Genomic DNA, 22,126 nt, shown 5'->3' on the forward strand with positions numbered 1-22,126 from the left:
TGCCCATGACCGGCCCCGGTGGTTCAGGCGGGCGTCCGCCTGCCGTAGCTGGCAGGCGTGACACCCATGACCCGGTGGAACATCACGCAGAACGCGCTGCAACTGGCGTAGCCGGCGTCCCGCGCCACGCTCTTGATCGAAGCGCCCGCATGCAGCCGGCTCAACGCGCGGGCCAGCCGCACGTGCTGCCTCCAGCGCGCGAAGCCCATCTTCAGTTCGCTCTCGAAGAGCCGCGCCAGCGTCCGGCTGCTCGCGCCGACCTGTTGCGCCAGCTGGTCGAGCGTGTCGGCCCGGGACGGGTCGGCCAGCAGGCGGCCGCATACCTTATTCAACCGCGGGTCCGACGGTGTCGGAATGTGGATGGCCGCCTCGTCGGCGCCATGCAGTTCGTGCAGCAGCAGCGGCAGCATCATGCGCATCCGTTGCACGTCCCCGGCCCCGTGCGCGCCGACCATCGCCAGGATGAGTTCGCGGAGCAGGTCCGTGATCGCCAGGATCCGGCAATGGCCGCCGAGCAACGCCCCCGCGGCCCGGTCCAGATACAGCGTGCGTATCGCGACATGGCCTTCCATGCGTATCTCGTGCGGCATCGCGGCGGGCACCCACAACGAACGCTGCGGCGGCACGATCCAGATGCCCTCGCGGGTCGTCACCTGCATCACGCCCGAGGCGGCGTAGATGAGCTGCCCGCGCTTGTGTCGATGCCGCGGGATGAGGCAGCCCTTCGGGTAATCCTTGGCCAGCGCGGTCGCCGGCCAGGCCGGGATCGAGCCGGCGCGCTGTCTGGAATGCGACACAGCATGGCCTCCTTTCGATATACGGACACCGCTAGGCTGATTCTGGGCGAACGGCGGTTCCACGGCAATGCGCACCGGGTTCCACCGGCGCATCCGCGGCACGCCGCGAAGCAGGCATAACCGGAGGCCTTCCGATGAACGATCACCCCATCTCGCGACGCACGGTGCTCAAGGCGGGCGCAGCCGCCGCCGGGGCGCTTGCGCTGGGCAAGCTCCCCCTGCCCGCCGAAACCCGCGACGCATCCGAACAACCGGCCCTCGTCGTGCTCTGGCTCAACGGCGGCCCGGCGGGCCTGTTCAACAGCGCGGACTCGTTTCTTTCCAGCGGCGGGTTCGGGGTGACTGCCGACAATGTCCGCCACCTCGGCAACGGCCTCTGCGTCGACGCCGGTTCGCTTGGCGCCCTGCCCGGCGTCGCCCTGGCGCACATGGCCTCGGTCGATTTCCGGCATGGCCTCTACCCGCACGCGGATGCGCGGGCGGCGATGCTGGAAAGCGGATCGCGCAGCCGGCTGCTGCGCATGGCCGCCGCCATGCCAGACGCCGCAGCCCGCTGCATGGTCGTGAACAGCCTCGGCCTGCCGGTCGGCGTCAAGGCGACGCCTCCTGCGGAAGGCCGCGTCGCGCTGGAGCGCAGCCTGAGCCTCGACGACGCGCGCGGGCATGTGCCGGCCACGCAACTCGACGCCATCCGCGGCGCCTACGGCGTGCCCGCCGGAAGCACCGCCATCGACAGCCAGCGCGCGACCTTCGCCGGCGTCGAATCGATGATCCACGCCGGCGCCGGCGTGATCTTCGCGCAGCCGGCCTACACGGGGCGCCACGACCGCCAGTTCGACACGCACCACGACGACACCGGGACGCTGGCGCGCGACATCATGGCCCCCATCACGCCGTCGCTGGCCACCTTCCTCGACCGTGTGATGGCCCTGTCGCGGCGCAACGTGGTGACGCTGCTGACCGGCGAATTCAGCCGGACGCTGCCGGGTTCGGACCATGCCCCGGGCGGCACGGCGACGATCATCGGCAAGTACGTGAGGACCGGCACCGCCGGACGGCAGGGGCCCGGCGGCTCACCGCCCGAACATGCTTCATCGCCGGAAAGCCTCTGGGCCTACGTCGCCGCCGCCCTGCGCCTGGACGGGTCGCCGTTTGGCCGCAACCCGCATCGCGAACTGATGGCCTGAGCCGCGCGTGCCCGGTCAGGCCGCTTCGTCCTCCGCTGCCACGAAACCGCCGGTCTGCCGCTTCCACAGCCGCGCGTACAGGCCGTCGCGCGCCACCAGCTCGGCATGCGTGCCGGTTTCCACGATCACGCCCTTGTCCATCACCACCAGCCGGTCCATCCGCGCGATGGTGGAGAGGCGGTGCGCGATGGCGATCACCGTCTTGCCCTGCATCAGCAGGTCCAGGCTTTCCTGGATCGCCGCCTCGGCCTCGGAATCCAGCGCGCTGGTGGCCTCGTCCAGCACCAGGATCGGCGCGTCCTTCAGCAGCACGCGGGCGATCGCGATGCGCTGGCGCTGGCCGCCGCTGAGCTTCACGCCGCGCTCGCCCACCAGCGCCGCGTAGCCGGTGCGGCCCTCGCCGTCGACCAGGGTGGGGATGAACTCGTCCGCACGCGCCTTGCGCACGGCGTCCAGTACCTGCGCCTCGCTGGCGTCGGGCCGGCCGTAGAGGATGTTGTCGCGGATCGAGCGATGCAGCAGCGAGGTGTCCTGCGTCACCACGCCGATCTGCGAGCGCAGGCTCTCCTGCGTCACCTGCGCCACGTCCTGGCCGTCGATGGTGATGCGGCCGCCTTCCAGGTCGTACAGCCGCAGCAGCACGTTCACCAGGGTGGACTTGCCGGCGCCGCTGGGCCCTACCAGGCCGATCTTCTCGCCCGGTCGCACGGCCAGCTCCAGCCCGGAAATGACGCCGCCCTTCTTGCCGTAGTGGAAGTGGATGTCGTGGAAATGCACCGCGCCGTTGGTCACCTCCAGCGGCATCGCGCCCTCGCGGTCCTGCACGGCGCGCGGTTGCGCGATGGTGGTGATGCCGTCCTGCACCGTGCCCACGTTCTCGAAGATGCCGTTGACCACCCACATGATCCAGCCGGACATGTTGTTGATGCGGATCACCAGCCCGGTCGACAGCGCGATCGCGCCCACCGTCACGTGGCCGCGGCTCCACAGCCACAGCGCCAGCGCCGAGGTGCCGGCGATCAGGAAGCCGTTGAGCGTGGTGATGCTGGCGTCCAGCGTGGTGGTGACGCGGGTCATGCGGCGCAGCTTGTCGGTCTGCTCGCCCATCGCCTCGGCCACGTAGGCTTCCTCGCGCCTGGTGTGCGCGAACAGCTTCAGCGTGAGCACGTTGCTGTAGCCGTCCACGATGCGGCCCATCAGCTTGGAGCGCGCCTCGGACGCCTTCCACGAGCGTTGCTTGATGCGCGGGATGAAGATCCACAGCAGCCCGACGTACAGGAACACCCACGCCACCAGCGGCACGGCCAGCCAGAAGTCCGCGTGCGCGAACAGCGCGACGGCGCTGCCGGTGTAGATCAGCACGTACCAGATCGCGTCCACGATCTGCACCGCCGATTCGCGCAGCGAACCGCCGGTCTGCATGATGCGGTTGGCGATGCGCCCGGCGTAGTCGTTCTGGAAGAAGCCCAGGCTCTGGCGGATCACGTAGCGGTGGTTCTGCCAGCGGATGCGGTTGGTGAGGCTGGGCACGATGGCCTGGTTCACCAAGAGGTCGTGCAGGCTGTTGAACACCGGCCGCGCCACCAGCGCGACCAACGCCATGCCGAGCAGCTCGCGGCCGTGCCGCTGGAAGAAGTCCGCCGCGGGGACGCCTTTCGCCATGTCCACGAGGCGGCCGATGAAGCCGAACAGCGATACCTCGATGATCGCCACCATGAAGCCGACCACGACCGCCGCCGCGAACACCGGCCACACCTGGCGCAGGTAGAACACGTAGAAGCGCCACACCGATTGCGGCGGCATGCCGTCGACCGGCTCCTTGAACGCGTCGATCAGGGATTCGAACCAGCGAAAGATCATGGGGGCGCGCACGAAGCGGGGGGAGCCCTAGCGTGGGTGCCCGTCCGCCCGGACGCAAGGGGCGGCGCACACACGGAACATCGACGCCATCGTTTCATCCGGACACGAAACCTCTGCTGACAGTGCGCTGGCAGCATGGCGACCGGAGGATCCGCCAGGCAGCGGCCGATCCGCCGATACCGGGAGCATGCATGTCAGCCACCACCCTGCACCGGGCGCGTCCGCTCGGCCTGGTCACCGCCACCACCAGCCTCGGCTTCCTGGTGGTGCAGTTGGACGTGTCCATCGTCAACGTGGCGCTGGTGCGCATCGGCCACGCACTGCACGGCGGCATGGCCAGCCTGCAATGGGTAGTGGACGCGTACACGCTGGCCTTCGCCGCCTTCCTGCTCTCGGCCGGCGCGCTGGGCGACCGGCTGGGCGCGCGCCGCGTGTTCGTGCTGGGACTGGGCGTGTTCGGCATCGCCTCGCTCGCCTGCGCGCTGTCGTCGGACCTGCCACTGCTGGTGGCGGCGCGCACCCTGCAGGGACTGGGCGCTGCCCTGCTGATGCCCTGCTCGCTGGCGGTGCTCAACCACGCCTGCGGCGACGACGCCGCGGCGCGCGCCCGCGCGCTGGGCCTGTGGACGGCCGCCGGTGGCGTGGCGCTGTCGGCGGGGCCGCTGGTCGGCGGCGTGCTGATCGACCGTTTCGGCTGGGCCAGCATCTTCTACATCAACCTCCCGGTGTGCCTGCTCGGCATGGCGCTGGCATGGCGCTGCGTGGAGGAAACGCCGCGCCACCGGCACGACGGCGGCCTCGATCTCCCCGGCCAATGCTGCGCGGTGGCGATGCTGCTGGGCGTGACCGGTGCGGTGATCGAAGCCGGCACGCTCGGCTGGCACGCTCCGCGCATATGGCTGCTGTTTGGTTTCGGCGTGCTGGCGGGCCTCGCCTTCCTGCGCATCGAATCGCGCAGCCGTGCGCCGATGCTGCCGCCCGCCCTGTTCCGCCGGTGCGCCTTCAGCGCCGCCACCGCGGTGGGCCTGGTGGTGAATTTCGCGCTGTACGGATCGATCTTCGCGTTGAGCCTGTATTTCCAGCGCGTGCGCGGCTATTCGCCCTCCGCCACCGGCCTGGCCTTCCTGCCCTTCATGGCCGCCGTCACCGTGGCCAACGTGGCGGGCAGCCGGCTTGCCGCGCGCACCGGGCCACGCTGGCCGATGGCCGCGGGCCTGCTGCTCGGCGCCATCGGCTTCGCCCTGCTGCTGTCGATCGACGCCCAAAGCGGCTATGCGTCGCTGATGGCGCGGTTGCTGCTGATCCCGGTCGGCGTGGGGGTGGCGGTGCCGTCGATGACCGCCACCGTGCTGTCCAGCGCGCCCCGCGCCCGTTCCGCCCTGGCCGCCGGCGTGCTCAACACCGTGCGCCAGGCCGCCGGCGCGGTGGGCGTGGCGGCCTTCGGCGCGCTGGCGGCGACGGACATGCTCGGCGGCATGCGCGCGGCGTTCGGCCTGTCGGCCGTGCTGCTGGTCGTGGCCGGCGGCCTGGCGGCCTGGGGTGTACGTAGGGATGATGGCTAAGAGCCTGTTCACGATCTCCCCGTAGCTCGCGTTGCCTTGCCCTGGCCGCCCGGTGGGAGTGCGTGGCGCAGCGCCTGCCTGGCGGGCAGGCCTGCCCCTGCGAAGGCAGGGGTCAAGCCGCGCGCTGCCGCCTGGCGGCCATGCGAGGCCAACGCGAGGCGTCTGGAGATCGTGAACAGGCTCTAAGGTTCACGCGGCGCGCGCCTCGACTGGCCGCCCTGACGCAGCACCAGGGCGACGACCTTGCCCGATGCATCGCGCTGGAAGTCGATGCTGATCCCGGCGGCGCTGGCGAAGAATGCGTCACGGGCGGAGGCCTGCAGGGGAAACGCATCCTGCCCGGTAGCGCGGGCGTGAAGCCCGTTACCGTCATGGGACACCGTGAGCACGAAACCCTGTGCCAATGCGTATCGTCCCACGTAGTCGTCCAGCAGGGACGACGGCAGGCGCACGGCCTTTTGCAATTCCGGCAGCGGCGACCTGGGCGACAACGCGGCCATGCCCAGCCGCGTGAGATCGCTTCCCGCGACGGCGCTGTTCGTCAGCAACACCACGCCGTGGCGGCCATCCGCGGTGAATCCCACAAAGCTGCTGTAGCCGCCGGTCTCGCCGTTGTGCCACACCACCGGGCCATCCGGCGTGGGTGTGGTCATCCAAGCCAGGCCGATGCGCCCCAGCGGGCCGACGTCGCGACGCGGCTGCTGCGCCAGCTTCATCGCGGCCGTCAGCGGGGTGGCCGCCAGGCCCATGTTGGCTTCGAGGTACCGCAGCATGTCGTGGCCGTCGCTGAGCACGGCGCCGGCGCCGGCCAGCGCATCGAGCCATTGCCAGTGCCCGGCGGGCTGGCCGGTGATGCCGTGGCCAGGCGCCAGTCGCGCACGCAGCGCCGGGGTCAGTTCGACGCCCGTGCTGTCCATGCCAAGCGGCTGCAGCACGTCACGCTTCAACAGCGCGCCGTAACCCAGCCCCGCATGCGTGGCCAGCGCATAGCCAAGCAGGCCGATGCCGACATTGGAATATTCGTACTTCGCGCCTGGATCGCGCGGTAGGGCATAACTGGCGAGGAAGGCCCTGAGCTGCCTTGAGTCGTAACGCGCATACGGATCGGCCAACGATGCAGCGTCCAGGTTGACGGGTACGCGCGGCAGGCCGGAATACTGTTCGGCCAACAACCCCAGCGTGATCGGCTTGCCGTCGCGCGAAGGGATCTTCCAGCCCGGCAGCCACGACGCCACCGGCGTGTCCAGCGCGGCCTCGCCCTGCCGTACCTGTCGCACCAGCAGCAGCGCGGTGAAGGTCTTGGTGACGGAGCCGATCTCGAACACGGTATTCGCATCCGGCGGGCGTCCATCCGGCAGCTTGCCGTAGCCGGCGATGGAGACGCGGCCGTCGTCGACCATCGCCACCACCAGCGCCGGCGCGATGCCGGCATCGGCAAGCTGCCTGGCGGTGGCGGCGACGCGCGTGGGAACCGCCTGCGGCGACCCGGCATGGACGGGGAACAGCGACGGCAGCAGCGCGGCCATCAGGGCGAGGCGGAAACCGTTCATCGCATCACTTCCTTGGCGTGGGGGCCTCGGGCAGTTCCTGCATCACTGCCGCCAGCCGTTGACGATAGTCGGCCAGCGCCTTGCGGCCGGCGGCGGTGATCCGCAGCTCGGTCAGCGGGCGCTTGCCGCGGAAACTCTTCTTCACTTCGACCAGGCCGCCCGCCTCCAGCTTGCTCATGTGGCTGGAGAGGTTGCCCTTGCTGAGCCCGCTGACCTGCTCCAGGAAGCCGAATTCCACTTCCCGGGCATTGGCCAGCACGGCCAGGATCAGCAGCCGCGCCGGCTCGTGCACCAGCCGGTCCAGCGCCATCACCTCGCCGATGCGCGACGTGCCGCTCATGCGCCGTCTCCCGCGTCGCGCAGGTGCGCGAGCCGCTCGCGCAGGGCGAGGAAGCGGCGGTGATCGGCCATGCCGGTGCCGATGAAGAGCAGCGCCGCCAGCGGGAACAGCAAGGCCAGCAGGGCCATCGGCGGGTTCGCGGCGGCTGCCGTCGTGCCGACCACGGGATACGCGAACCCCGCCCATGACACCGCCGCCTGGCAGAACAGGAACGTGCCCACGAAGAATTCCAGCGGACTGCGCAGCCAGAACCAGCTGGCCGGCACCAGCAGCCAGAGCAGCGCCAGGTAGCCGAGCTTGCCGGCGCCGAACGGCCACGCACGCGTTCCCACCGTCACCAGCACGGCCACCAGCAGCACGACGCCCACGCAGAAGGCGTGCGTGCGGCGCACGGTCGCCGTCGCCTGCTCCTCCACGTGGCCGAACCGCTGGTAGTAGCGCCGGGCCAGGACCTGCTTGGCCAGCAGCCACGCCAGCGGCAGCGCCACCAGCGCGATGCGCAGCGCCGGCGACGACGGCAACAACCCGCCGGCCAGGTAGGACGCGATGCAGCACAGCCCGCCCAGCACCGAAGCCAGGCCGCCGGCGCTGCGCGAGTAGCGCGCATAGTCGCGGGTCAGTGTTTCCAGCTCGTGCAGGCGGCTTTCGTCGAAGGCGGTCATGGCGGCATCTCATGGAAATTGCAAATAAGTTTGCAGTGCAAACTAGTCTATGTCAACTGCCCATCGAAGCCACGCTGGAACCCGTTCCGGATCGTGCGCGGTCCGCCTACAGCCCCGGCAGGCGGTCCTGCCGGTCGCGCCGCGACGCCAACCGGTCGGCCAGGCGCGTCGGCTCCGGCAGGCGGTAGCGGGTGCAGCAGGCCAGCACCAGCCCCGGGGCGGTGTCGAGCGCGACGCGATGGCCCGGCGAGACGATCAGCGGCCGCACGCCGTCCTTGCTGCGCAGGACGGTGCCGATGGTCCTGCCGTGGTAGCGCAATGCGGCGCGATCACCACGCCGCGGACCGATTTCGTCGTGCGTGCCGACCAGGATCGACTTGGCCACGCCCACCGTGGGCAAGCCGGTGACCACGCCCAGGTGCGCCGCGATGCCCAGCCCGCGCGGATGCGCCACGCCCTGCCCGTCGACGAAGACCAGGTCCGGCGTGCGCGGCAGGCCCGCCAGCGCCTCGAGCACGGCGGGCAGTTCGCGGAAGGACAGCAGCCCCGGGATGTACGGCATGCGCGTCGGCAGGCGCGCCAGCGCCTCGTCCTGCGGCGCCAGCGTGCGCGCGTCCAGCAACACGGCGGCGGCGCGGGTGACGGTGCCGTCGGCTTCGAAGCCGACGTCCACGCCGGCGATCCAGCGCAGCGGCGGGTAATCGTCCTCCAGGCGCACGCGCGCGGCCAGACGCGCCTGCAGCGCGCGCGCCGCCGCGACATCGCCGTCCCAGGCAGGCAAGGCGTCCGAGGCGGCGACGGTGGGCTTCTTCATCGGGGCCAGCCTGAACGCCCGCCGCTGAACGCGCCGTCAAGGCGCGCCGTGGCGATTGACCGTCCCCGATGCCGCCCGGATCATGCGCGCATGCCCGCCCTGCTCCGCATCCTGCTCGCCCTGTCGCTGCTCATCGGCAGCCCGCTGCTGCGCGCGCAGGACGCCGCACCGGCCGGCGCCTCCAGCGCGCCACCGCCCCCGCAGGCGCTTGCGCAGCTGCGCAAGCAGCTCGACGGCATCAAGACCACGCTCAGCGGCAAGCAGGTGAACGTGCCGTTGGCGGACCTGCGCAGCATGGCGCTGGACGTGCAGCAACGCGCCGACGGCATCGGCGACGCGCTGGAGCCGCAACTGGCCAGCCTGCAGGCCAAGCTCACCGTGCTTGGCCCCGTCCCCGCGCAGGGCGCGCCGGCCGAGACGCCGCAGATGCGCGCGCAGCGGCGCCAGCTCGACCGCGACAGCAACCAGCTGAAGGCCGAGATCGACCAGGCCCGCCAGCTCAGCCGCGACGGGCTGCACCTGTCCACCCAGATCGCCTCGCTGCGCCGCGAACGTTTCCAGACCCAGCTGGGCACGCGCACCGCCACGCCGTTCAGCCGCGCGTTCTGGAGCGACCTGCGGCACAGCCTGCCGGGCGACCTGGCCCGGCTCGGCCGGCTCGGCGGCGACGCGCGCGAGGCGCTGGCCGCGGCCTGGCAGCCGCCGGGCCGGTGGCCGCTGCTGCTGTGCCTGCTCGGCGCGGCGCTGGTGCTGCTCTTCGGCCACCGCCCGCTGGGCCGGCGGCTGCTGGGCGCCGCCTGCCGGCGCCTGCCCGACGGCCACCTGCGGCGCAGCGCGATGGCGGTGGGCACGGTGCTGTCGGTCACGCTGGACGTGGGCCTGGCGGCGCTGCTGGCGCACCTCGCGGTGGACTGGAACGACGCGCTGGGCGACGAACTGGACGAACTGGCGCGCGCGCTGGTCACCACGGCCTTCTTCGCGGCCTACGTGGCGGGACTCGGCCACGCGGTGCTCTCGGCGCGGCGTTCGTCGTGGCGGCTGCCGGCGCTGTCCGACGAGGCCGCGCAGTCCCTGCGCGCGCTCCCGTGGCTGCTGGGCGCGGCCGCGCTGCTGCTGGGCGCGCTCGAACGCATCAGCGGCTACATCGGCGCCAGCCTGGCCAGCACGGTGTTCGTGCGCGCGGTGCTGGCGCTGGTGATCAGCGGCCTGGTCGGCCTGGCCCTGGCACGGCTCGCCCGCGCCCGGCGCCACCTGCTGGCGACCGGCGAGGCACCCGTGCGCCGGCCGCTGTGGGTGGGGGTGCTGCTGGCCGCGCTGGGGCTGGGCGTGGTGCTGGCCTGGCTCGGCGTCGTCACCGGCTACCTCGCCTTCGCGTTCTTCATCGCCTGGCAGATGCTGTGGCTGGGCGTGATCGTGGCCACCGTGTACCTGCTGGCCTACCTGCTGAACGACGCCTGCAACGCGCTGCTCGACCCGAAGCAGGCCAGCGGCCGCCGGCTGCAGGCGGCCTTCGGCCTGTCGCCCTCCGCCCTGGCGCAGGCCGCCGCGGTGTTGTCCGGCGTGGGCCGCGTGCTGCTGGTGCTGTGCGGCGTGGCGGCGCTGCTGGCGCCGTTCGGCGCCGGCCCACAGGAACTGCTCGGGCGCGTGGGCCACTTCTTCGGCGAGCACCAGTACGGCGGCCTGGTCATCAAGCCAGGGGCGGTGCTGCGCGCCATCGTGGTATTCACCCTGGGCCTGATGGCGATCCGCGCCGCGAAGCGCTGGCTGATCGAACAGGTACTGCCGCACACCGCGCTGGACGCCGGGGTGCAAAGCTCGGCGGTGACCCTGCTCGGCTACGTGACCGTCGTGGTGGTGTTCGCGCTGGCACTGAGCATCGCGGGAGTGAGCCTGCAGAACATCGCCTGGATCGCCAGCGCGCTGTCGGTGGGCATCGGCTTCGGCCTGCAGGCGATCGTGCAGAACTTCATCTCCGGCCTGATCCTGCTGGCCGAGCAGCCGGTGAAGGTGGGCGACTGGGTGAGCCTGTCCGGCGTCGAAGGCGACATCCGCCGGATCAGCGTGCGCGCCACCGAGATCCAGCTGGGCGACCGCTCCACCGTGATCGTGCCGAACTCGCAGCTGATCACCCAGAACGTGCGCAACGTCACCCGCGCCGGCGCCCAGGGCCGCGTGCGCATCCTGCTGCCGATGCCGCTGGACACCGACGCGGCGAAGGCGCGCGAGTGCATGCTCGATGCCCTGCAGCAGCACCCGGCCACGCTGGACACGCCCGCGCCGATGGTCCGCCTGGACGAGATCGTCGCCGGCTCGATGAACTTCAGCGCCGTGGCCTACGTGCACAGCCCGCGCGACGTGGCCGGGGTGCGCAGCGACCTGCTGTTCGACATCCTCCGGCGCTTCGCCGATGCCGGGCTGCCGCTGTCCACGCCGCAGAGCATGGTGGTGCGCACGCTAGGGCCGCTGGGCGAGGACAGCCCCGCCGTGCCGCAACCGGCGACCTGACGGAACGGCGCCGCGATGGGCTGGCACAGCATCGTCCCCGCGCCGCCGCTGGATGCCCTGGTGGAAACCCTGTGGGACTGGGACATGCCCCCGGCCGCGTACCGCCGCGAGCGCATCCTGCCGGTGCCCGGCACCTCGCTGGTCATCAACCTGCACCAGGACGAGACCCGCGTCTGGCGCGACGACGGCCGCTGCGAACGCGCCTCCGGCAGCGTGATCGGCGGCCCCTTCCGGCATGGCTGGATCATCGACACCGACGAACAGGTGCGGGTGATGGGACTGGCGTTCCGCCCCGGCGGCGCGCATGCGCTGCTCGGCATCGACGTGCAGGAACTGGCCCTGCGCGACGTGGACCTCGACGCGCTGTGCGGCCCCGCCGTGCGCCGCCTGCGCCAGCGCCTGCTGGAGACCCCCTGCCCGCTGCGGCGGCTGGCGCTGCTCCAGGACTGGCTGCGCGGCCTGCATCCCGATCCCGTGCCCGATCCGGTGGTCACGCACGCCGTCGCCACGCTGGCGTGCGCGCCGCAGCTGGCACGCATCGGCGCGCTGCAGCGGGACAGCGGCTGGTCGGCACACCGCTTCGCCACGCGCTTCCGCCGCCAGGTGGGCATGACGCCCAAGCAATTCGCGCGGCTGCTGCGCTTCCGCGCGGTAGTGGCGCAGGCGCACCCGCAGCGGGAGATCCGCTGGAGCGAGATCGCCGTCGACGGCGGCTATTGCGACCAGGCGCACCTCTGCCACGAATTCCGCGCCTTCGCCGGTCTCACCCCGGGCGAGTTCGCCGCCCGTCGCGGCCCCTGGCCCAACCACCTGCCGCTGGATTGAACTGGCCGGGAAAATCTACAAGACCGTGCGACGCCGCGGCGCTACGCTGCCGGACACCTGTCAACGCGAGGTATCCGCATGACCACGACCACCCCCGGCGGCAGCACCATCGTCCCCTGCCTGCGCTACCGCGACGCCCATGCCGCGATCGACTGGCTGTGCCGCGCCTTCGGCTTCGAGAAGCATGCCGTCTACGACGACGACGACGGCGGCGTGGCGCACGCCCAGCTCGTCTTCGGCCACGGCATGGTGATGCTGGGCAGCGTGCGCGACAACGACTTCGGCCGGCACATGGCCCAGCCGGACGAGACCGGCGGGCGCGAGACGCAATGCGCCTGCGTCATCGTGGCCGACGTGCGCGCGCACTACGAGCGCGCCAGGGCCGCGGGCGCGGCGATCGTCGACGACTACGCGGAAAAGGACTACGGCGGCGCCGGCTACGCCTGCCGCGACCCGGAGGGCCACCTGTGGTACTTCGGCAGCTACGACCCGTGGGCGGACTGACGCCGCCCGCCCTTTCCCGGAGCCCTCAACGGCCGAAGTGGATTTCCTCGCCCTCGTGGCTGCGGTCCCAGCCGCGCAGTTCGTCGCGGATGTAGGCGATGCGCTGGCGGCCCAGCGCGTTGCGCTCCTCGTCCAGCACCTGGCCGTCGAGCAGTTCGGCCATGCGCTGCGCGGTGGGCAGCATGGCGTCCCAGGCGTCCAGCGCCGGCAGCGGCGCGGGCAGGGTCATGAAGAAGCTCATGCCGGGCGTGCGCAGGGCCTCGAGCCGGCCGAGGTCGAAGCTGCCCGGCTTCAGCATGTTGGCCACGCTGAACACCGGCCCCAGCTCGCGCTTGCCGTCCAGCAGGCGGTGGTAGATGCCCATGTCGCCGAATTCCAGGCCGGCCTTCTCCGCCGCCACCACCAGGTCGGGGCCATGGAAATGCTGGCCTTCGCGCGCCACCACGAACAGGGTGACGATGCGCTCCACCGGCAGTTGCGCCGGGCGTCGGCCCAGGTCCGAGCGCGGCGGCACCACCACCGGCGCGGGAACTGGCGCCGGCACGGGCGCAGCGACCGGAGTCGGCGCGGGGGCGGGCGCCGGAACCGGTGCCGCCACGACGGGTTCGGCCGCCGGGACCTCGCCCGGGCTGCGCAGCGCGTTCACGATGGAGGCGGCCGTGCCGCTCAGCGGCACGGGCTTCGGCTTGCCGCCGGCATGCTCGCTGGCGAGCGTCGCGCCCAGGCGTTCCAGTTCCTCGCGCAGGCCCACGTCCAGCTCGCCCTGCATCGGCGCGGGCTCCCTGCCGGCCGACGGGGGCGCCTCGTCCGCGCCGGCCTCGCCGCCCAGGGTCGGCTCGCGGCGCTCGTGCGGCGCCTCGTCCGGCGGCGGGCGACGGCGCCCCTGCTCCCGCTTCGGCTGGCCGAACAGCCAGATCAGCACCAGCACGATCAGGCCGACGATCAGCAGCGGGACGCCCACGGCGGGGTTCCAGGCCAGCGCGGATACGAACGGCAAGGTCATCTCGGGACTCCTCAGGCTGCTCCGGCCAGTTTAGCCGCTTCGGCCAGGTCTACCTGCACCAGGCGCGACACGCCGGGCTCGCGCATGGTCACGCCGCAGAGCTGGCTGGCCGCCTCCATGGTGGCCTTGTTGTGGCTGATGAAGATGAACTGCACCTTCTCGCTCATCTCGCGCACCATGTTGGAGAAGCGGCCCACGTTGGCCTCGTCCAGCGGCGCGTCCACCTCGTCGAGCAGGCAGAACGGCGCGGGGTTGAGGCTGAAGATGGCGAACACCAGCGCCACCGCGGTGAGCGCCTTCTCGCCGCCGGAGAGCAGCGAGATGTTGGACGGCCGCTTGCCCGGCGGCCGCGCCATGATCGACACGCCGGTGTCGAGCAGGTCGTCGCCGGTCAGTTCCAGGTAGGCGTGGCCGCCGCCGAACAGGCGCGGGAACAGTTCCTGCACGCCGGCGTTGACCTTCTCGAAGGTCTCCTTGAAGCACTGGCGGGTCTCGCGGTCGATCTTCTTGATCGCGCCTTCCAGCGTTTCCATCGCGTTGTTGAGGTCGGCGAGCTGGTTGTCCAGGTAGGTCTTGCGCTCGCTCTGCTCGGCGTGTTCCTGGATCGCGGCCAGGTTCACCGGCTCCAGGCGCGCGATCTTCTGCGCCAGGTCGGAAAGCTGCGTGCGCCACTGGCCGGCGTCGGCCTCCTCCGGCAGCTCGGCGAGCAGCGGCTCCAGCTCCAGGCCGGAGGCGACGATGGCCTCGGCCAGCTGGTCCGCGCGCATCTGCAGGGCCTGCGCGGCGAGGCGCTTCTCCGACACGCTTTCGCGCAGCGCGGCCAGGCCCTGTTCGGCCAGGTGGCGCTGCTGTTCCAGCTTGCGGAATTCGATGTCGCAGTCTTCCAGCGCGCGGCGCGCCTCGACCAGTTGCCGGTCCACCAGCAGGCGCTGGTCGAGGTAGGTCTGGCGCTCGGCTTCCAGTTCCGCGATGGGATCGGAACCGGCGGCGAGCTGTTCGGCGATCTCGCTGCGGCGGGCCTCGACCTGGCGCAGCTGCGTGTCCAGCCGGGCCAGCGCCTGCTCCAGCGAGGCCAGCGAGGAACGCTTGGATTCCATCGACAGCGCCAGCGCATGCGCCTGGTCGGCCGCCTCGCGGGCGTTCATGCGGGCTTCCTCGCGGGCTTCGAGCAGGGCGCGGCGCTCGTTTTCCAGCTCGCGGCGCTGGTCTTCCAGGTCGCCCATGTGGTTGACCGACTCGTCCAGGCGCGCGCGCGCCTCGCGGGTCTGCGTCTGCAGCTCGTCCAGCTGCTCGACCAGCACGGACAGCTCGCCGGCCACCTTCTCGGCGCGGGCGCGGGCGGTTTCCACCTTGCCGCGGTGGCTCTGCAGCTGGCCGGCCAGCTCGGACTGGCGGCGGTGGGCGTTGTACAGCTCGCGCTGGGCGTCGTCGCGGGCGCGCTCGGCCTCGAACTTGGCGGTGCGCAGCTCATCCAGGCGGGCAGCCGACTCCTCCAGCTGCGCTTCCAGCGTGGCAATCTGTTCGGTCAGCAGGCGGATGTCGCGCTCGCGCGCCAGCACGCCGACCTGGTTGCCCTGGGCGCGGCGGATGCGCGCCCACTGCGGCGCCAGCCATTCGCCGCCGCGGGTGATGATCGATTGGCCGTCGGCCAGCGCGCCGACGCGGTTGCGCGCCTCGTCGAGCGACTCGGCGGTGCGCACCTGGGCAAGCAGATGCATGGCGGCGGCCGGGCCGCGCACCTTGGCGGCCAGCGTGCCTTCGGCGCCCTGCCCGCCTTCGGCCGAGGCGAGCAGCGCGAGGTCGGCCTCGCCCAGCGTGCCGAAGTCGCCGGCCAGGCCCAGCGGGTTGTCCACCAGCACGCCGTCGAGCAGACCGGCCAGCACGGTTTCCACCGCCGACTCCCAGCCCGCGTCGACCTGCAATGCCTCGCCAAGGCGGCGCGCCTTGTCCAGGCCCAGGCCGGCCAGCCAGCCGCTGGCGGCGCTTTCCTCCTGGCCCAGCGCGGCATGCTGCAGGGCCTCCAGCGAGGACAGCCGGCCACGCGCGCTCTGCAGCTGCTGGCGCGCCTCGTTGAGCGCCGACTGCACCTGGCGTTCCTCGTCCAGCACCTTCTCGTGCGACAGCTTGTGCTGGTCGAGCAGGCTGCCGAGCGACTCGACGCGCTCGCGCTGGGTGTCGTGCTCGACGTGCAGTTGTTCGGCGGCGGCGTCCAGCGCGGCCACGTCGGTGGCCTTCTGCTCGGCCTCCAGCGCCTCGCGGCGGCGGGACAGGTCGACCGCCTGGCGGTCGAGGTAGTTGAGCTTGGTGCGCTCGACCTCCGCGGCGCGGCTGGATTCGCCGGCGGTGCGCGTGTAGGCGTCCCAGCGCTGCTGCCAGTCGGCCAGTTTCGCTTCGCTGCCGCGTACCGCCTCGGCGGTGTCGTCCTGCATCTGCTGCAGGGCTTCGAGCTTCGGTTCGCCCTCGGCCAGGGCCATGCGCAGCGCCTCGATCTGCTCGCGGTCGTTGGCAATGTGCGCGGACAGCTCGCCGTGCTCGCGCTCGGCCTCGCCTTGGGCGCGCTGCAGGCGCTCGGCGGTTTCCTTGTTGAAGCGCACCTGCTGCTCGACGCGGGCGATCTCGGCGCCGACCTTGTAGACCTCGGCCTGCACGCCGTTGAGGTGTTCGGTGGCGCCGGTGTGGCGCTCGCGCACCGATTCCAGCTGCGCCTCGATCTGGCGCTGGGCGGCGAGCTGCTTCTCGATCTCGACCTCGGCGGCGGACAGGCCCTGCCCCTCGCCCTCATGCTGGCCCTTCAGCGCGCGGTACTCCAGCGCGCGCAGCTCGGCCTCCCTGCGGGTCTGCTCCTCCTTCAGCGCCTTCCAGCGCTCGGCGGCCCGGGCCTGGCGGTTCAGGTGCTCGAGCTGCTTGTCCACCTCGTCGCGCACGTCCTTCACGCGGTCGAGGTTCTCGCGGGTGGCCTTGATGCGGCTCTCGGTCTCCTTGCGGCGCTCCTTGTACTTGGAGATGCCGGCGGCCTCCTCCAGGTGCGTGCGCAGTTCCTCGGGATGCGCCTCGATGATCTGGCTGATCATGCCCTGCTCGATGATCGAATAGCTGCGCGCGCCGAGGCCGGTGCCGAGGAACAGGTCGGTGATGTCGCGGCGGCGGCAGCGCGCGCCGTTGAGGAAGTAGGACGACTGCCCGTCGCGGGTCACCTGGCGCTTCACCGAGATCTCCGCGTACTGCGCGTACTCGCCCTGCACGGTGCCGTCGGCGTTGTCGAAGATCAGCTCGACGGTGGCCTGCCCCACCGGCTTGCGCGCGTTGGAGCCGGAGAAGATCACATCGGTCAACGAGTCGCCGCGCAGGCGGCTGGCCGCGCTCTCGCCCATCACCCAGCGGATGGCGTCGATGATGTTCGACTTGCCGCAGCCGTTCGGGCCCACCACGCCGGTCATGTTGGTCGGCAGGTGCAGCGTGGTCGGGTCGACGAAGGACTTGAAACCGGCGAGTTTGATCGTGGTCAGGCGCATGCGGCGTCGAGGGTTCCGGCTGAACGTGGGCCCGCGGCGGGGCGACGGGTCACTGTGCCAAACGCAGGGCGATGCCGCAATGCGCTCGGGCGGGTGAAAACGGTTGAACTGTACGTTTCAAGCCATTGAATCTACTGATCAGGTGTCTTCGCGTCGATGGACAAGGCATGGATGCCGTTGTTCATCAGCCCATCGAGCGCGGCGTACACCATGCGGTGCCGCTTGATCGGCAAGGCGCCAGCAAAGGCGGCGCTGACGATGCGCACGTGGAAATGCCCCTTGCCTTCGTTGGCGTGGCCGGCGTGCTTGTAGCCCTCGTCCAGCACCTCCAGCTCGAGCGGCGCCAGCGCCTCGGCCAAGCGGCGGCGGATCTCCTCGACCATCGCCGCGCTCACGGCAGGGTCTTGCGGAACGGCTTGACCTCGACGCTGGCGTACACGCCGGCTGCCACGTAGGGATCGGCGCCAGCCCAGGCTTCCGCTTCGGCCCGATTGGGAAACTCGGCAATGATCAAGCTGCCGGTGAAGCCGGCCGGCCCGGGATTTTCCGACTCGATCGCCGGGAACGGCCCGGCCAGCAGCATCCGCCCCTCGGCCTGCAGCTTGTCCAGCCGCTCCAGGTGCGCGGGGCGCGCGGCCGTGCGCTTGTCCAGCGAGCCGGGATGATCCTTGGCGATGATGGCGAACCACATGGGGCAGACTCCGGAGGCAAAGCGGCATTTTACCCGTCCTTCCGCCGGACATGGCGACGCGCCCTTGAACACGGCAGCGCCGAGCCCATGTCTGTGGCCTCGGCCGACGGCCAAGCCTGGGGAAGGAACACCATGTGGACGACGTTCGTGGACTGCATCGGCGGCCTGCTCGCACAGCTGGCGTCCCTGCTGGACGGCAGCTACGGCCTCGCCGTGATCGCGCTGGCACTGGCGGTGCGCCTGGCCTTGTTGCCGCTGACGCTGCACGCCGCCGAGCAGGGCTGGCGGCGGCAGCGGAAGCTGGCGGCGCTCAAGCCCGAGATCGAGGCCTTGCGCCAGCGCCATGCCGGCGAGCCGGCCGCGCAGGCCGCCGCACTGCAGGCGCTGTACCGCCGGCACGGCATCGGCGCGGGCCTGGGCAGCGGCCTGCTCACTGCGCTGGTGCAGGCGCCGCTGGGCATGGGCATCTACGCGGCGATCCGTCGCGGTGCGGCTGGCGCCGGTTCGTTCCTGTGGATTCCGAAGCTGGTGCGCCCCGACCTTGGCCTGGCCCTGCTGGTGGCGGCCCTGAGCCTGGCGGCGGCGATGCTGAACCCGATGCTGCCCGAGCAGGCGCGCACCGTGCTGCAGTGGCTGCCGGCGCTGGTCGCGTTTTTCACGGTGTGGCACCTGGCCGCAGGCCTGGGCCTGTACTGGCTGGGCTCCAGCTCGGCGACGGTGGCGCAGACGCTGCTGTTGCGGCGGCGCATCCGGCGGCTGGCGGATCGCCCGGTGGCGATTTAGAAATTCCGGTGCTCGGGGACGCGAAGGCCCGCATGCCGCGGGCCTTCGCCGTTCGCCCGATCCACGGCTCAGCCCTCGGGCCGCATGTACGGGAACAGCAGCACGTCGCGGATCGAGGACGAGCCGGTCAGCAGCATCACCAGCCGGTCGATGCCGATGCCGAGGCCGCCGGTGGGCGGCAGGCCCACTTCCAGCGCGCGGATGTAGTCGGCGTCGAAGTGCATCGCCTCGTCGTCGCCGGCGTCCTTGGCATCCACCTGGGCCTGGAAGCGCGCGGCCTGGTCCTCCGGGTCGTTCAGCTCGGAGAAACCGTTGGCCAGCTCCTTGCCGTTGACGAACAGCTCGAAGCGGTCGGTGATGCCCTTGTCGCTGTCGTTCTCGCGCGCCAGCGGCGAGACCTCGACCGGATGCTGGGTGATGAAGGTGGGCTGGACCAGGGTGTGCTCCACCGTCTTCTCGAAGATCTCCAGCAGCAGCTTGCCCCAGCCGTAGCCGTCCTTGACCTGCACGCCGAGGCGCCTGGCGTGCGCGGCCATCGCTTCGCGGTCGCGCAGTTCCCCGCGCTTGATTTCCGGGTTGTGTTCCAGCACCGCGTCTTCCATCGTCCAGCGGCGGAAGGCGGGGCCGAGGTCGATCTTCGCGCCGTCCCATTCCAGCTGGGTGGTGCCCAGCACGTGCTGCGCGGTTTCCCGGATCACCGACTCGGTGAGGTCCATGATCTCGTCGTAGGTGGCGTAGGCCTGGTACAGCTCGAGCATGGTGAACTCGGGGTTGTGCCGGGTGGACACGCCCTCGTTGCGGAAATTGCGGTTGATCTCGTAGACACGGTCGAAGCCGCCGACCACCAGGCGCTTCAGGTACAGCTCCGGCGCCACGCGCAGGAACAGGTCGATGTCCAGCGCGTTGTGGTGGGTGACGAAGGGACGCGCCGTGGCGCCGCCGGGGATGATGTGCATCATCGGCGTTTCCACTTCCATGAAGCGGCGCGGCGCGGCCTCCAGCCACTGGCGGATGAAGCCGATGATGCGCGAGCGCAGCTGGAAGGTGCGGCGTGCCTCCTCGGTGACGATCAGGTCGACGTAGCGCTGGCGGTAGCGCTGCTCCACGTCGGCCATGCCGTGGTGCTTGTCCGGCAGCGGGCGCAGGCTCTTGGTGAGCAGGCGCAGCACGTCCACCTTCACCGACAGTTCGCCGGTCTTGGTGCGCATCAGCAGGCCTTCGGCGCCCACGATGTCGCCCATGTCCCAGCCCTTGAACGCCTCGTAGGCCGCCTCGCCCACCGTGCCCTGGTGGATGAACAGCTGGATGCGGCCGGTCATGTCCTGCACCTGCGCGAAGCTGACCTTGCCCTGCACGCGCTTGAGCACGATGCGGCCAGCGATCTTCACGCAGCGCGCGGCGGCCTCGATCGCCTCGGCGGTATGCGCGTCCTTGTCGGCGTATTCGTCCTGCAGATCGCCGGCGAAGCTGTCGACCTTGAAGTCATTGGGAAACGCGATGCCCTGCCCGCGCAGCGCCTTGAGTTTCTCGCGGCGCTCGGCGATCAGCTTGTTCTCGTCGACAACGGGCTGGGTATCGATGGTTTCGCTCATGGGTTTTCCGTGGTGGCCGGCGCATTCGCGCCGGCTGATGCAGTGTTCTTTATGGAGTGGCTCGAAATCCCCGTTCGCGCCGAGCGCAGCTTGCGACAGCAGGCGGAGTCGAAGCGCCGGGCGGCGTGGCCCTTCGACTCCGGCACGTCGGCCCCATGCTCAGGATGAACGGAATATGGGCAGGTGGAGCAATCAATCGTCCTTGCCGAACACGTGCTTCACCGCCTGCTTGGTGGCGTCCCAGCCTTCGCGCGCGCCGTGGCCGACGGCGAGGCCGGCTTTCTTCGCACCATGGCCGACGGCGAGGCCGGCCTCCTTCGCACCATGCCCCACGGCAATGCCCGCCTTCTTGGCGCCGTGGCCGATGCCGGTGCTGGCGTCCTTGGCGCCATGGCCGACTTTCCTGGCGGCATGCCTGGTCGCGTGGCCCACGTCGCGGGCGCCATCGGCGACACCGTGGCCGACGGCTTTCGCGTCCTGCTTGATGCCGCTGCCCTGCCGCGGCTGCGCGCTCGCGCCGAACGCCGCCAGGGCGGCACAGGCAAACAGGAGGCTGCACATCTTGCTGGCATTCATGCTGGCTACCTCGTCAGTACTGGAACCGGAAAATCTATACAGGCGGTTTTCCGTACCAAGGCTGAAGCCATGGCGCGGATTCCTCAGGCGTCGATGCGCTTGGCGCCCGCGTCCAGCCCGGACTTCAGGCTGGCCTCGACGAACTCGTCCAGGTCGCCGTCCAGCACCTTCTGCGTGTCGGAACGCTCCACGCCGGTGCGCAGGTCCTTGATGCGGCTCTGGTCGAGCACGTAGTTGCGGATCTGGCTGCCCCAGCCGATGTCGGACTTGCTGGCTTCCAGCGCGTCGCGCTCGGCGTTGCGCTTCTGCACTTCCAGTTCGTACAGCTTCGCCTTCAGCATCTTCATCGCGCGGTCGCGGTTGGCGTGCTGCGAACGCTCGGTCTGGCAGGCCACCACCACGCCGGAGGGCACGTGGGTGATGCGCACCGCCGACTCGGTCTTGTTGACGTGCTGGCCGCCGGCGCCGGAGGAACGGTAGACGTCGGTCTTGAGGTCGGCCGGGTTGATCTCGATGTCGATGTCGTCATCGACTTCGGGCGAGACGAACACGCTGGTGAAGCTGGTGTGGCGGCGGTTGTCCGAGTCGAACGGGCTCTTGCGCACCAGCCGGTGCACGCCGATCTCGGTCTTCAGCCAGCCGTAGGCGTAGTCGCCCTCGACGCGGAAGGTGGCCGACTTGATGCCCGCCACTTCGCCGCCGGAGGCTTCCAGCAGCTCGGTCTTCCAGCCGCGCGATTCGGCCCAGCGCAGGTACATGCGCAGCAGCATCTCGGCCCAGTCCTGCGCCTCGGTGCCGCCGGCGCCGGCCTGGATGTCGACGAAGGCGTTCATCGCGTCCATCTTGCCGGAGAACATGCGCTGGAATTCCAGCTTGCCCACGCGCGCCTCGAGACCGGCCACGTCGGAGGCCACCGAGGCGATGGTGTCCTCGTCGCCGTCGGCCGCGGCCATCTCCAGCAGTTCCTTCGCGTCGGACAGGCCGGCGCTCAGCTCGTCGATGCCGGTGACGACGGTGTCCAGGCGCGCGCGTTCGCGGCCCAGCTCCTGCGCGCGCGGCGGATCGTCCCAGACGTTGGGGCTTTCCAGTTCGCGGCTTACTTCTTCCAGGCGCTCGCGCTTGGCGGCGTAGTCAAAGATACCCCCTAAGCGACTCGACGCGGGCCGTGAGGTCCGCGATCTGCGCGAGGATCGGATTGGTCTCGATCATGGTTGGAACCGGTGAGGAATTCGACCGCCCATGGTACCAGAGCCATCGCCCGGCTTGGATAAGCCGACCAGCCTGCGTCCCCTATACTCGCCGCCACGACCGGGCGGGGGGGTGGGGGGCAAGCGGACATGCAGTGGATCGCCAAAGGAATGTA

The 22,126-nt window shown here is 70.8% G+C and carries 19 protein-coding genes; 6 read left to right on the forward strand and 13 right to left on the reverse strand.

Features of this window, described 5'->3' with window-relative positions; translation table 11 throughout:
- Positions 1-23: 23 nt before the first annotated feature.
- Positions 24-872, reverse strand: a complete 849-nt coding sequence (locus QMK61_RS12890; RefSeq protein ID WP_302072623.1) for a helix-turn-helix transcriptional regulator — start codon at positions 870-872, stop codon at positions 24-26.
- Positions 873-931: 59 nt separating this feature from the next.
- Here QMK61_RS12890 and QMK61_RS12895 point away from each other — a divergent pair, with 59 nt between their 5' ends.
- On the forward strand, positions 932-1,984 hold the full coding sequence (locus tag QMK61_RS12895) for a twin-arginine translocation signal domain-containing protein (protein ID WP_302072624.1): 1,053 nt from the start codon (positions 932-934) through the stop codon (positions 1,982-1,984).
- Positions 1,985-1,999: 15 nt separating this feature from the next.
- On the opposite strand, the gene QMK61_RS12900 is transcribed toward QMK61_RS12895, so the two are convergent.
- Positions 2,000-3,841 carry an ABC transporter ATP-binding protein gene (locus QMK61_RS12900; RefSeq protein ID WP_302072677.1) on the reverse strand — a complete coding sequence of 614 codons (1,842 nt, stop codon included), beginning with the start codon at positions 3,839-3,841 and terminating at the stop codon, positions 2,000-2,002.
- Between the two features lie 194 nt (positions 3,842-4,035).
- Here QMK61_RS12900 and QMK61_RS12905 point away from each other — a divergent pair, with 194 nt between their 5' ends.
- Entirely contained in the window at positions 4,036-5,406 is a 1,371-nt protein-coding gene (locus tag QMK61_RS12905; protein WP_302072625.1) for an MFS transporter, read from the forward strand.
- Positions 5,407-5,588: 182 nt separating this feature from the next.
- On the opposite strand, the gene QMK61_RS12910 is transcribed toward QMK61_RS12905, so the two are convergent.
- The 4 genes from QMK61_RS12910 to nfi all read right to left on the reverse strand — a co-directional run bounded on the left by QMK61_RS12910 (position 5,589) and on the right by nfi (position 8,772).
- The gene (locus QMK61_RS12910) at positions 5,589-6,956 is read right to left on the reverse strand and encodes a serine hydrolase (RefSeq protein WP_302072626.1); all 1,368 of its coding nucleotides are present in this window, start codon (positions 6,954-6,956) and stop codon (positions 5,589-5,591) included.
- A 4-nt stretch (positions 6,957-6,960) separates the two neighbouring features.
- Positions 6,961-7,296 carry a transcriptional regulator gene (locus QMK61_RS12915; RefSeq protein ID WP_302072627.1) on the reverse strand — a complete coding sequence of 112 codons (336 nt, stop codon included), beginning with the start codon at positions 7,294-7,296 and terminating at the stop codon, positions 6,961-6,963.
- Positions 7,293-7,958: a hypothetical protein gene (locus tag QMK61_RS12920; RefSeq protein WP_302072628.1), complete on the reverse strand. Its 666-nt coding sequence runs from the start codon at positions 7,956-7,958 to the stop codon at positions 7,293-7,295. Before QMK61_RS12920 ends, QMK61_RS12915 begins: the two co-directional genes overlap by 4 nt.
- A 106-nt stretch (positions 7,959-8,064) precedes the next feature.
- Positions 8,065-8,772: a deoxyribonuclease V gene (nfi, locus tag QMK61_RS12925; protein ID WP_302072629.1), complete on the reverse strand. Its 708-nt coding sequence runs from the start codon at positions 8,770-8,772 to the stop codon at positions 8,065-8,067.
- Positions 8,773-8,862: 90 nt separating this feature from the next.
- On the opposite strand from nfi, the gene QMK61_RS12930 reads away from it, so the two are divergent.
- The 3 genes from QMK61_RS12930 (at position 8,863) to QMK61_RS12940 (ending at position 12,606) form a co-directional block, all read left to right on the forward strand.
- Positions 8,863-11,277: a DUF3772 domain-containing protein gene (locus QMK61_RS12930; RefSeq protein WP_302072630.1), complete on the forward strand. Its 2,415-nt coding sequence runs from the start codon at positions 8,863-8,865 to the stop codon at positions 11,275-11,277.
- Between the two features lie 15 nt (positions 11,278-11,292).
- Entirely contained in the window at positions 11,293-12,102 is an 810-nt protein-coding gene (locus tag QMK61_RS12935; RefSeq protein WP_302072631.1) for an AraC family transcriptional regulator, read from the forward strand.
- Between the two features lie 78 nt (positions 12,103-12,180).
- Positions 12,181-12,606 carry a VOC family protein gene (locus QMK61_RS12940; RefSeq protein WP_302072632.1) on the forward strand — a complete coding sequence of 142 codons (426 nt, stop codon included), beginning with the start codon at positions 12,181-12,183 and terminating at the stop codon, positions 12,604-12,606.
- A 25-nt stretch (positions 12,607-12,631) separates the two neighbouring features.
- Here QMK61_RS12940 and zipA read toward each other — a convergent pair whose 3' ends face one another.
- The 4 genes from zipA to QMK61_RS12960 all read right to left on the reverse strand — a co-directional run bounded on the left by zipA (position 12,632) and on the right by QMK61_RS12960 (position 17,812).
- Positions 12,632-13,609, reverse strand: a complete 978-nt coding sequence (zipA, locus tag QMK61_RS12945; protein WP_302072633.1) for a cell division protein ZipA — start codon at positions 13,607-13,609, stop codon at positions 12,632-12,634.
- 11 nt (positions 13,610-13,620) lie between these two features.
- Positions 13,621-17,121, reverse strand: coding sequence for a chromosome segregation protein SMC (gene smc, locus QMK61_RS12950; protein WP_302072634.1), 3,501 nt, complete (start codon positions 17,119-17,121; stop codon positions 13,621-13,623).
- Positions 17,122-17,252: 131 nt separating this feature from the next.
- Positions 17,253-17,504, reverse strand: coding sequence for a BolA family protein (locus tag QMK61_RS12955; protein WP_302072678.1), 252 nt, complete (start codon positions 17,502-17,504; stop codon positions 17,253-17,255).
- An 8-nt stretch (positions 17,505-17,512) separates the two neighbouring features.
- Positions 17,513-17,812, reverse strand: a complete 300-nt coding sequence (locus QMK61_RS12960) for a YciI family protein (RefSeq protein WP_302072635.1) — start codon at positions 17,810-17,812, stop codon at positions 17,513-17,515.
- Positions 17,813-17,944: 132 nt separating this feature from the next.
- Between QMK61_RS12960 and yidC the strand changes: the two genes are divergently transcribed.
- Complete coding sequence (gene yidC, locus QMK61_RS12965; protein ID WP_302072636.1) at positions 17,945-18,595, forward strand: membrane protein insertase YidC; 651 nt, start codon at positions 17,945-17,947, stop codon at positions 18,593-18,595.
- Between the two features lie 68 nt (positions 18,596-18,663).
- Here yidC and lysS read toward each other — a convergent pair whose 3' ends face one another.
- The 3 genes from lysS to prfB form a co-directional block, all read right to left on the reverse strand.
- Positions 18,664-20,187 carry a lysine--tRNA ligase gene (gene lysS / locus QMK61_RS12970; RefSeq protein ID WP_302072637.1) on the reverse strand — a complete coding sequence of 508 codons (1,524 nt, stop codon included), beginning with the start codon at positions 20,185-20,187 and terminating at the stop codon, positions 18,664-18,666.
- A gap of 192 nt (positions 20,188-20,379) precedes the next feature.
- Positions 20,380-20,763, reverse strand: coding sequence for a hypothetical protein (locus QMK61_RS12975; RefSeq protein ID WP_302072638.1), 384 nt, complete (start codon positions 20,761-20,763; stop codon positions 20,380-20,382).
- Between the two features lie 83 nt (positions 20,764-20,846).
- Positions 20,847-21,972 (reverse strand): peptide chain release factor 2 gene (gene prfB, locus QMK61_RS12980; protein ID WP_302072639.1). Its coding sequence is split into 2 segments (ribosomal slippage): positions 20,847-21,896 and positions 21,898-21,972, totalling 1,125 coding nucleotides; the frame shifts between segments, so codons are not numbered across the junction.
- Between the last annotated feature and the right edge of the window lie 154 nt (positions 21,973-22,126).

The sequence above is a fragment of the Fulvimonas sp. R45 genome (assembly GCF_030504985.1).
In the GTDB taxonomy this organism is placed as follows: Bacteria; Pseudomonadota; Gammaproteobacteria; order Xanthomonadales; family Rhodanobacteraceae; genus Rhodanobacter_A.

Coding starts and splice junctions, on each gene's coding strand:
- QMK61_RS12960 (WP_302072635.1), bottom strand. CDS start 17,812: ATGTGGTTCGCCATCATCGCCAAGGATCATCCCGGCTCGCTGGACAAG.
- zipA (WP_302072633.1), bottom strand. CDS start 13,609: ATGACCTTGCCGTTCGTATCCGCGCTGGCCTGGAACCCCGCCGTGGGC.
- smc (WP_302072634.1), bottom strand. CDS start 17,121: ATGCGCCTGACCACGATCAAACTCGCCGGTTTCAAGTCCTTCGTCGAC.
- yidC (WP_302072636.1), top strand. CDS start 17,945: ATGTGGACGACGTTCGTGGACTGCATCGGCGGCCTGCTCGCACAGCTG.
- QMK61_RS12975 (WP_302072638.1), bottom strand. CDS start 20,763: ATGAATGCCAGCAAGATGTGCAGCCTCCTGTTTGCCTGTGCCGCCCTG.
- QMK61_RS12955 (WP_302072678.1), bottom strand. CDS start 17,504: ATGGTCGAGGAGATCCGCCGCCGCTTGGCCGAGGCGCTGGCGCCGCTC.
- QMK61_RS12935 (WP_302072631.1), top strand. CDS start 11,293: ATGGGCTGGCACAGCATCGTCCCCGCGCCGCCGCTGGATGCCCTGGTG.
- QMK61_RS12910 (WP_302072626.1), bottom strand. CDS start 6,956: ATGAACGGTTTCCGCCTCGCCCTGATGGCCGCGCTGCTGCCGTCGCTG.
- lysS (WP_302072637.1), bottom strand. CDS start 20,187: ATGAGCGAAACCATCGATACCCAGCCCGTTGTCGACGAGAACAAGCTG.
- QMK61_RS12940 (WP_302072632.1), top strand. CDS start 12,181: ATGACCACGACCACCCCCGGCGGCAGCACCATCGTCCCCTGCCTGCGC.
- QMK61_RS12920 (WP_302072628.1), bottom strand. CDS start 7,958: ATGACCGCCTTCGACGAAAGCCGCCTGCACGAGCTGGAAACACTGACC.
- QMK61_RS12895 (WP_302072624.1), top strand. CDS start 932: ATGAACGATCACCCCATCTCGCGACGCACGGTGCTCAAGGCGGGCGCA.
- nfi (WP_302072629.1), bottom strand. CDS start 8,772: ATGAAGAAGCCCACCGTCGCCGCCTCGGACGCCTTGCCTGCCTGGGAC.
- QMK61_RS12930 (WP_302072630.1), top strand. CDS start 8,863: ATGCCCGCCCTGCTCCGCATCCTGCTCGCCCTGTCGCTGCTCATCGGC.
- QMK61_RS12915 (WP_302072627.1), bottom strand. CDS start 7,296: ATGAGCGGCACGTCGCGCATCGGCGAGGTGATGGCGCTGGACCGGCTG.
- QMK61_RS12905 (WP_302072625.1), top strand. CDS start 4,036: ATGTCAGCCACCACCCTGCACCGGGCGCGTCCGCTCGGCCTGGTCACC.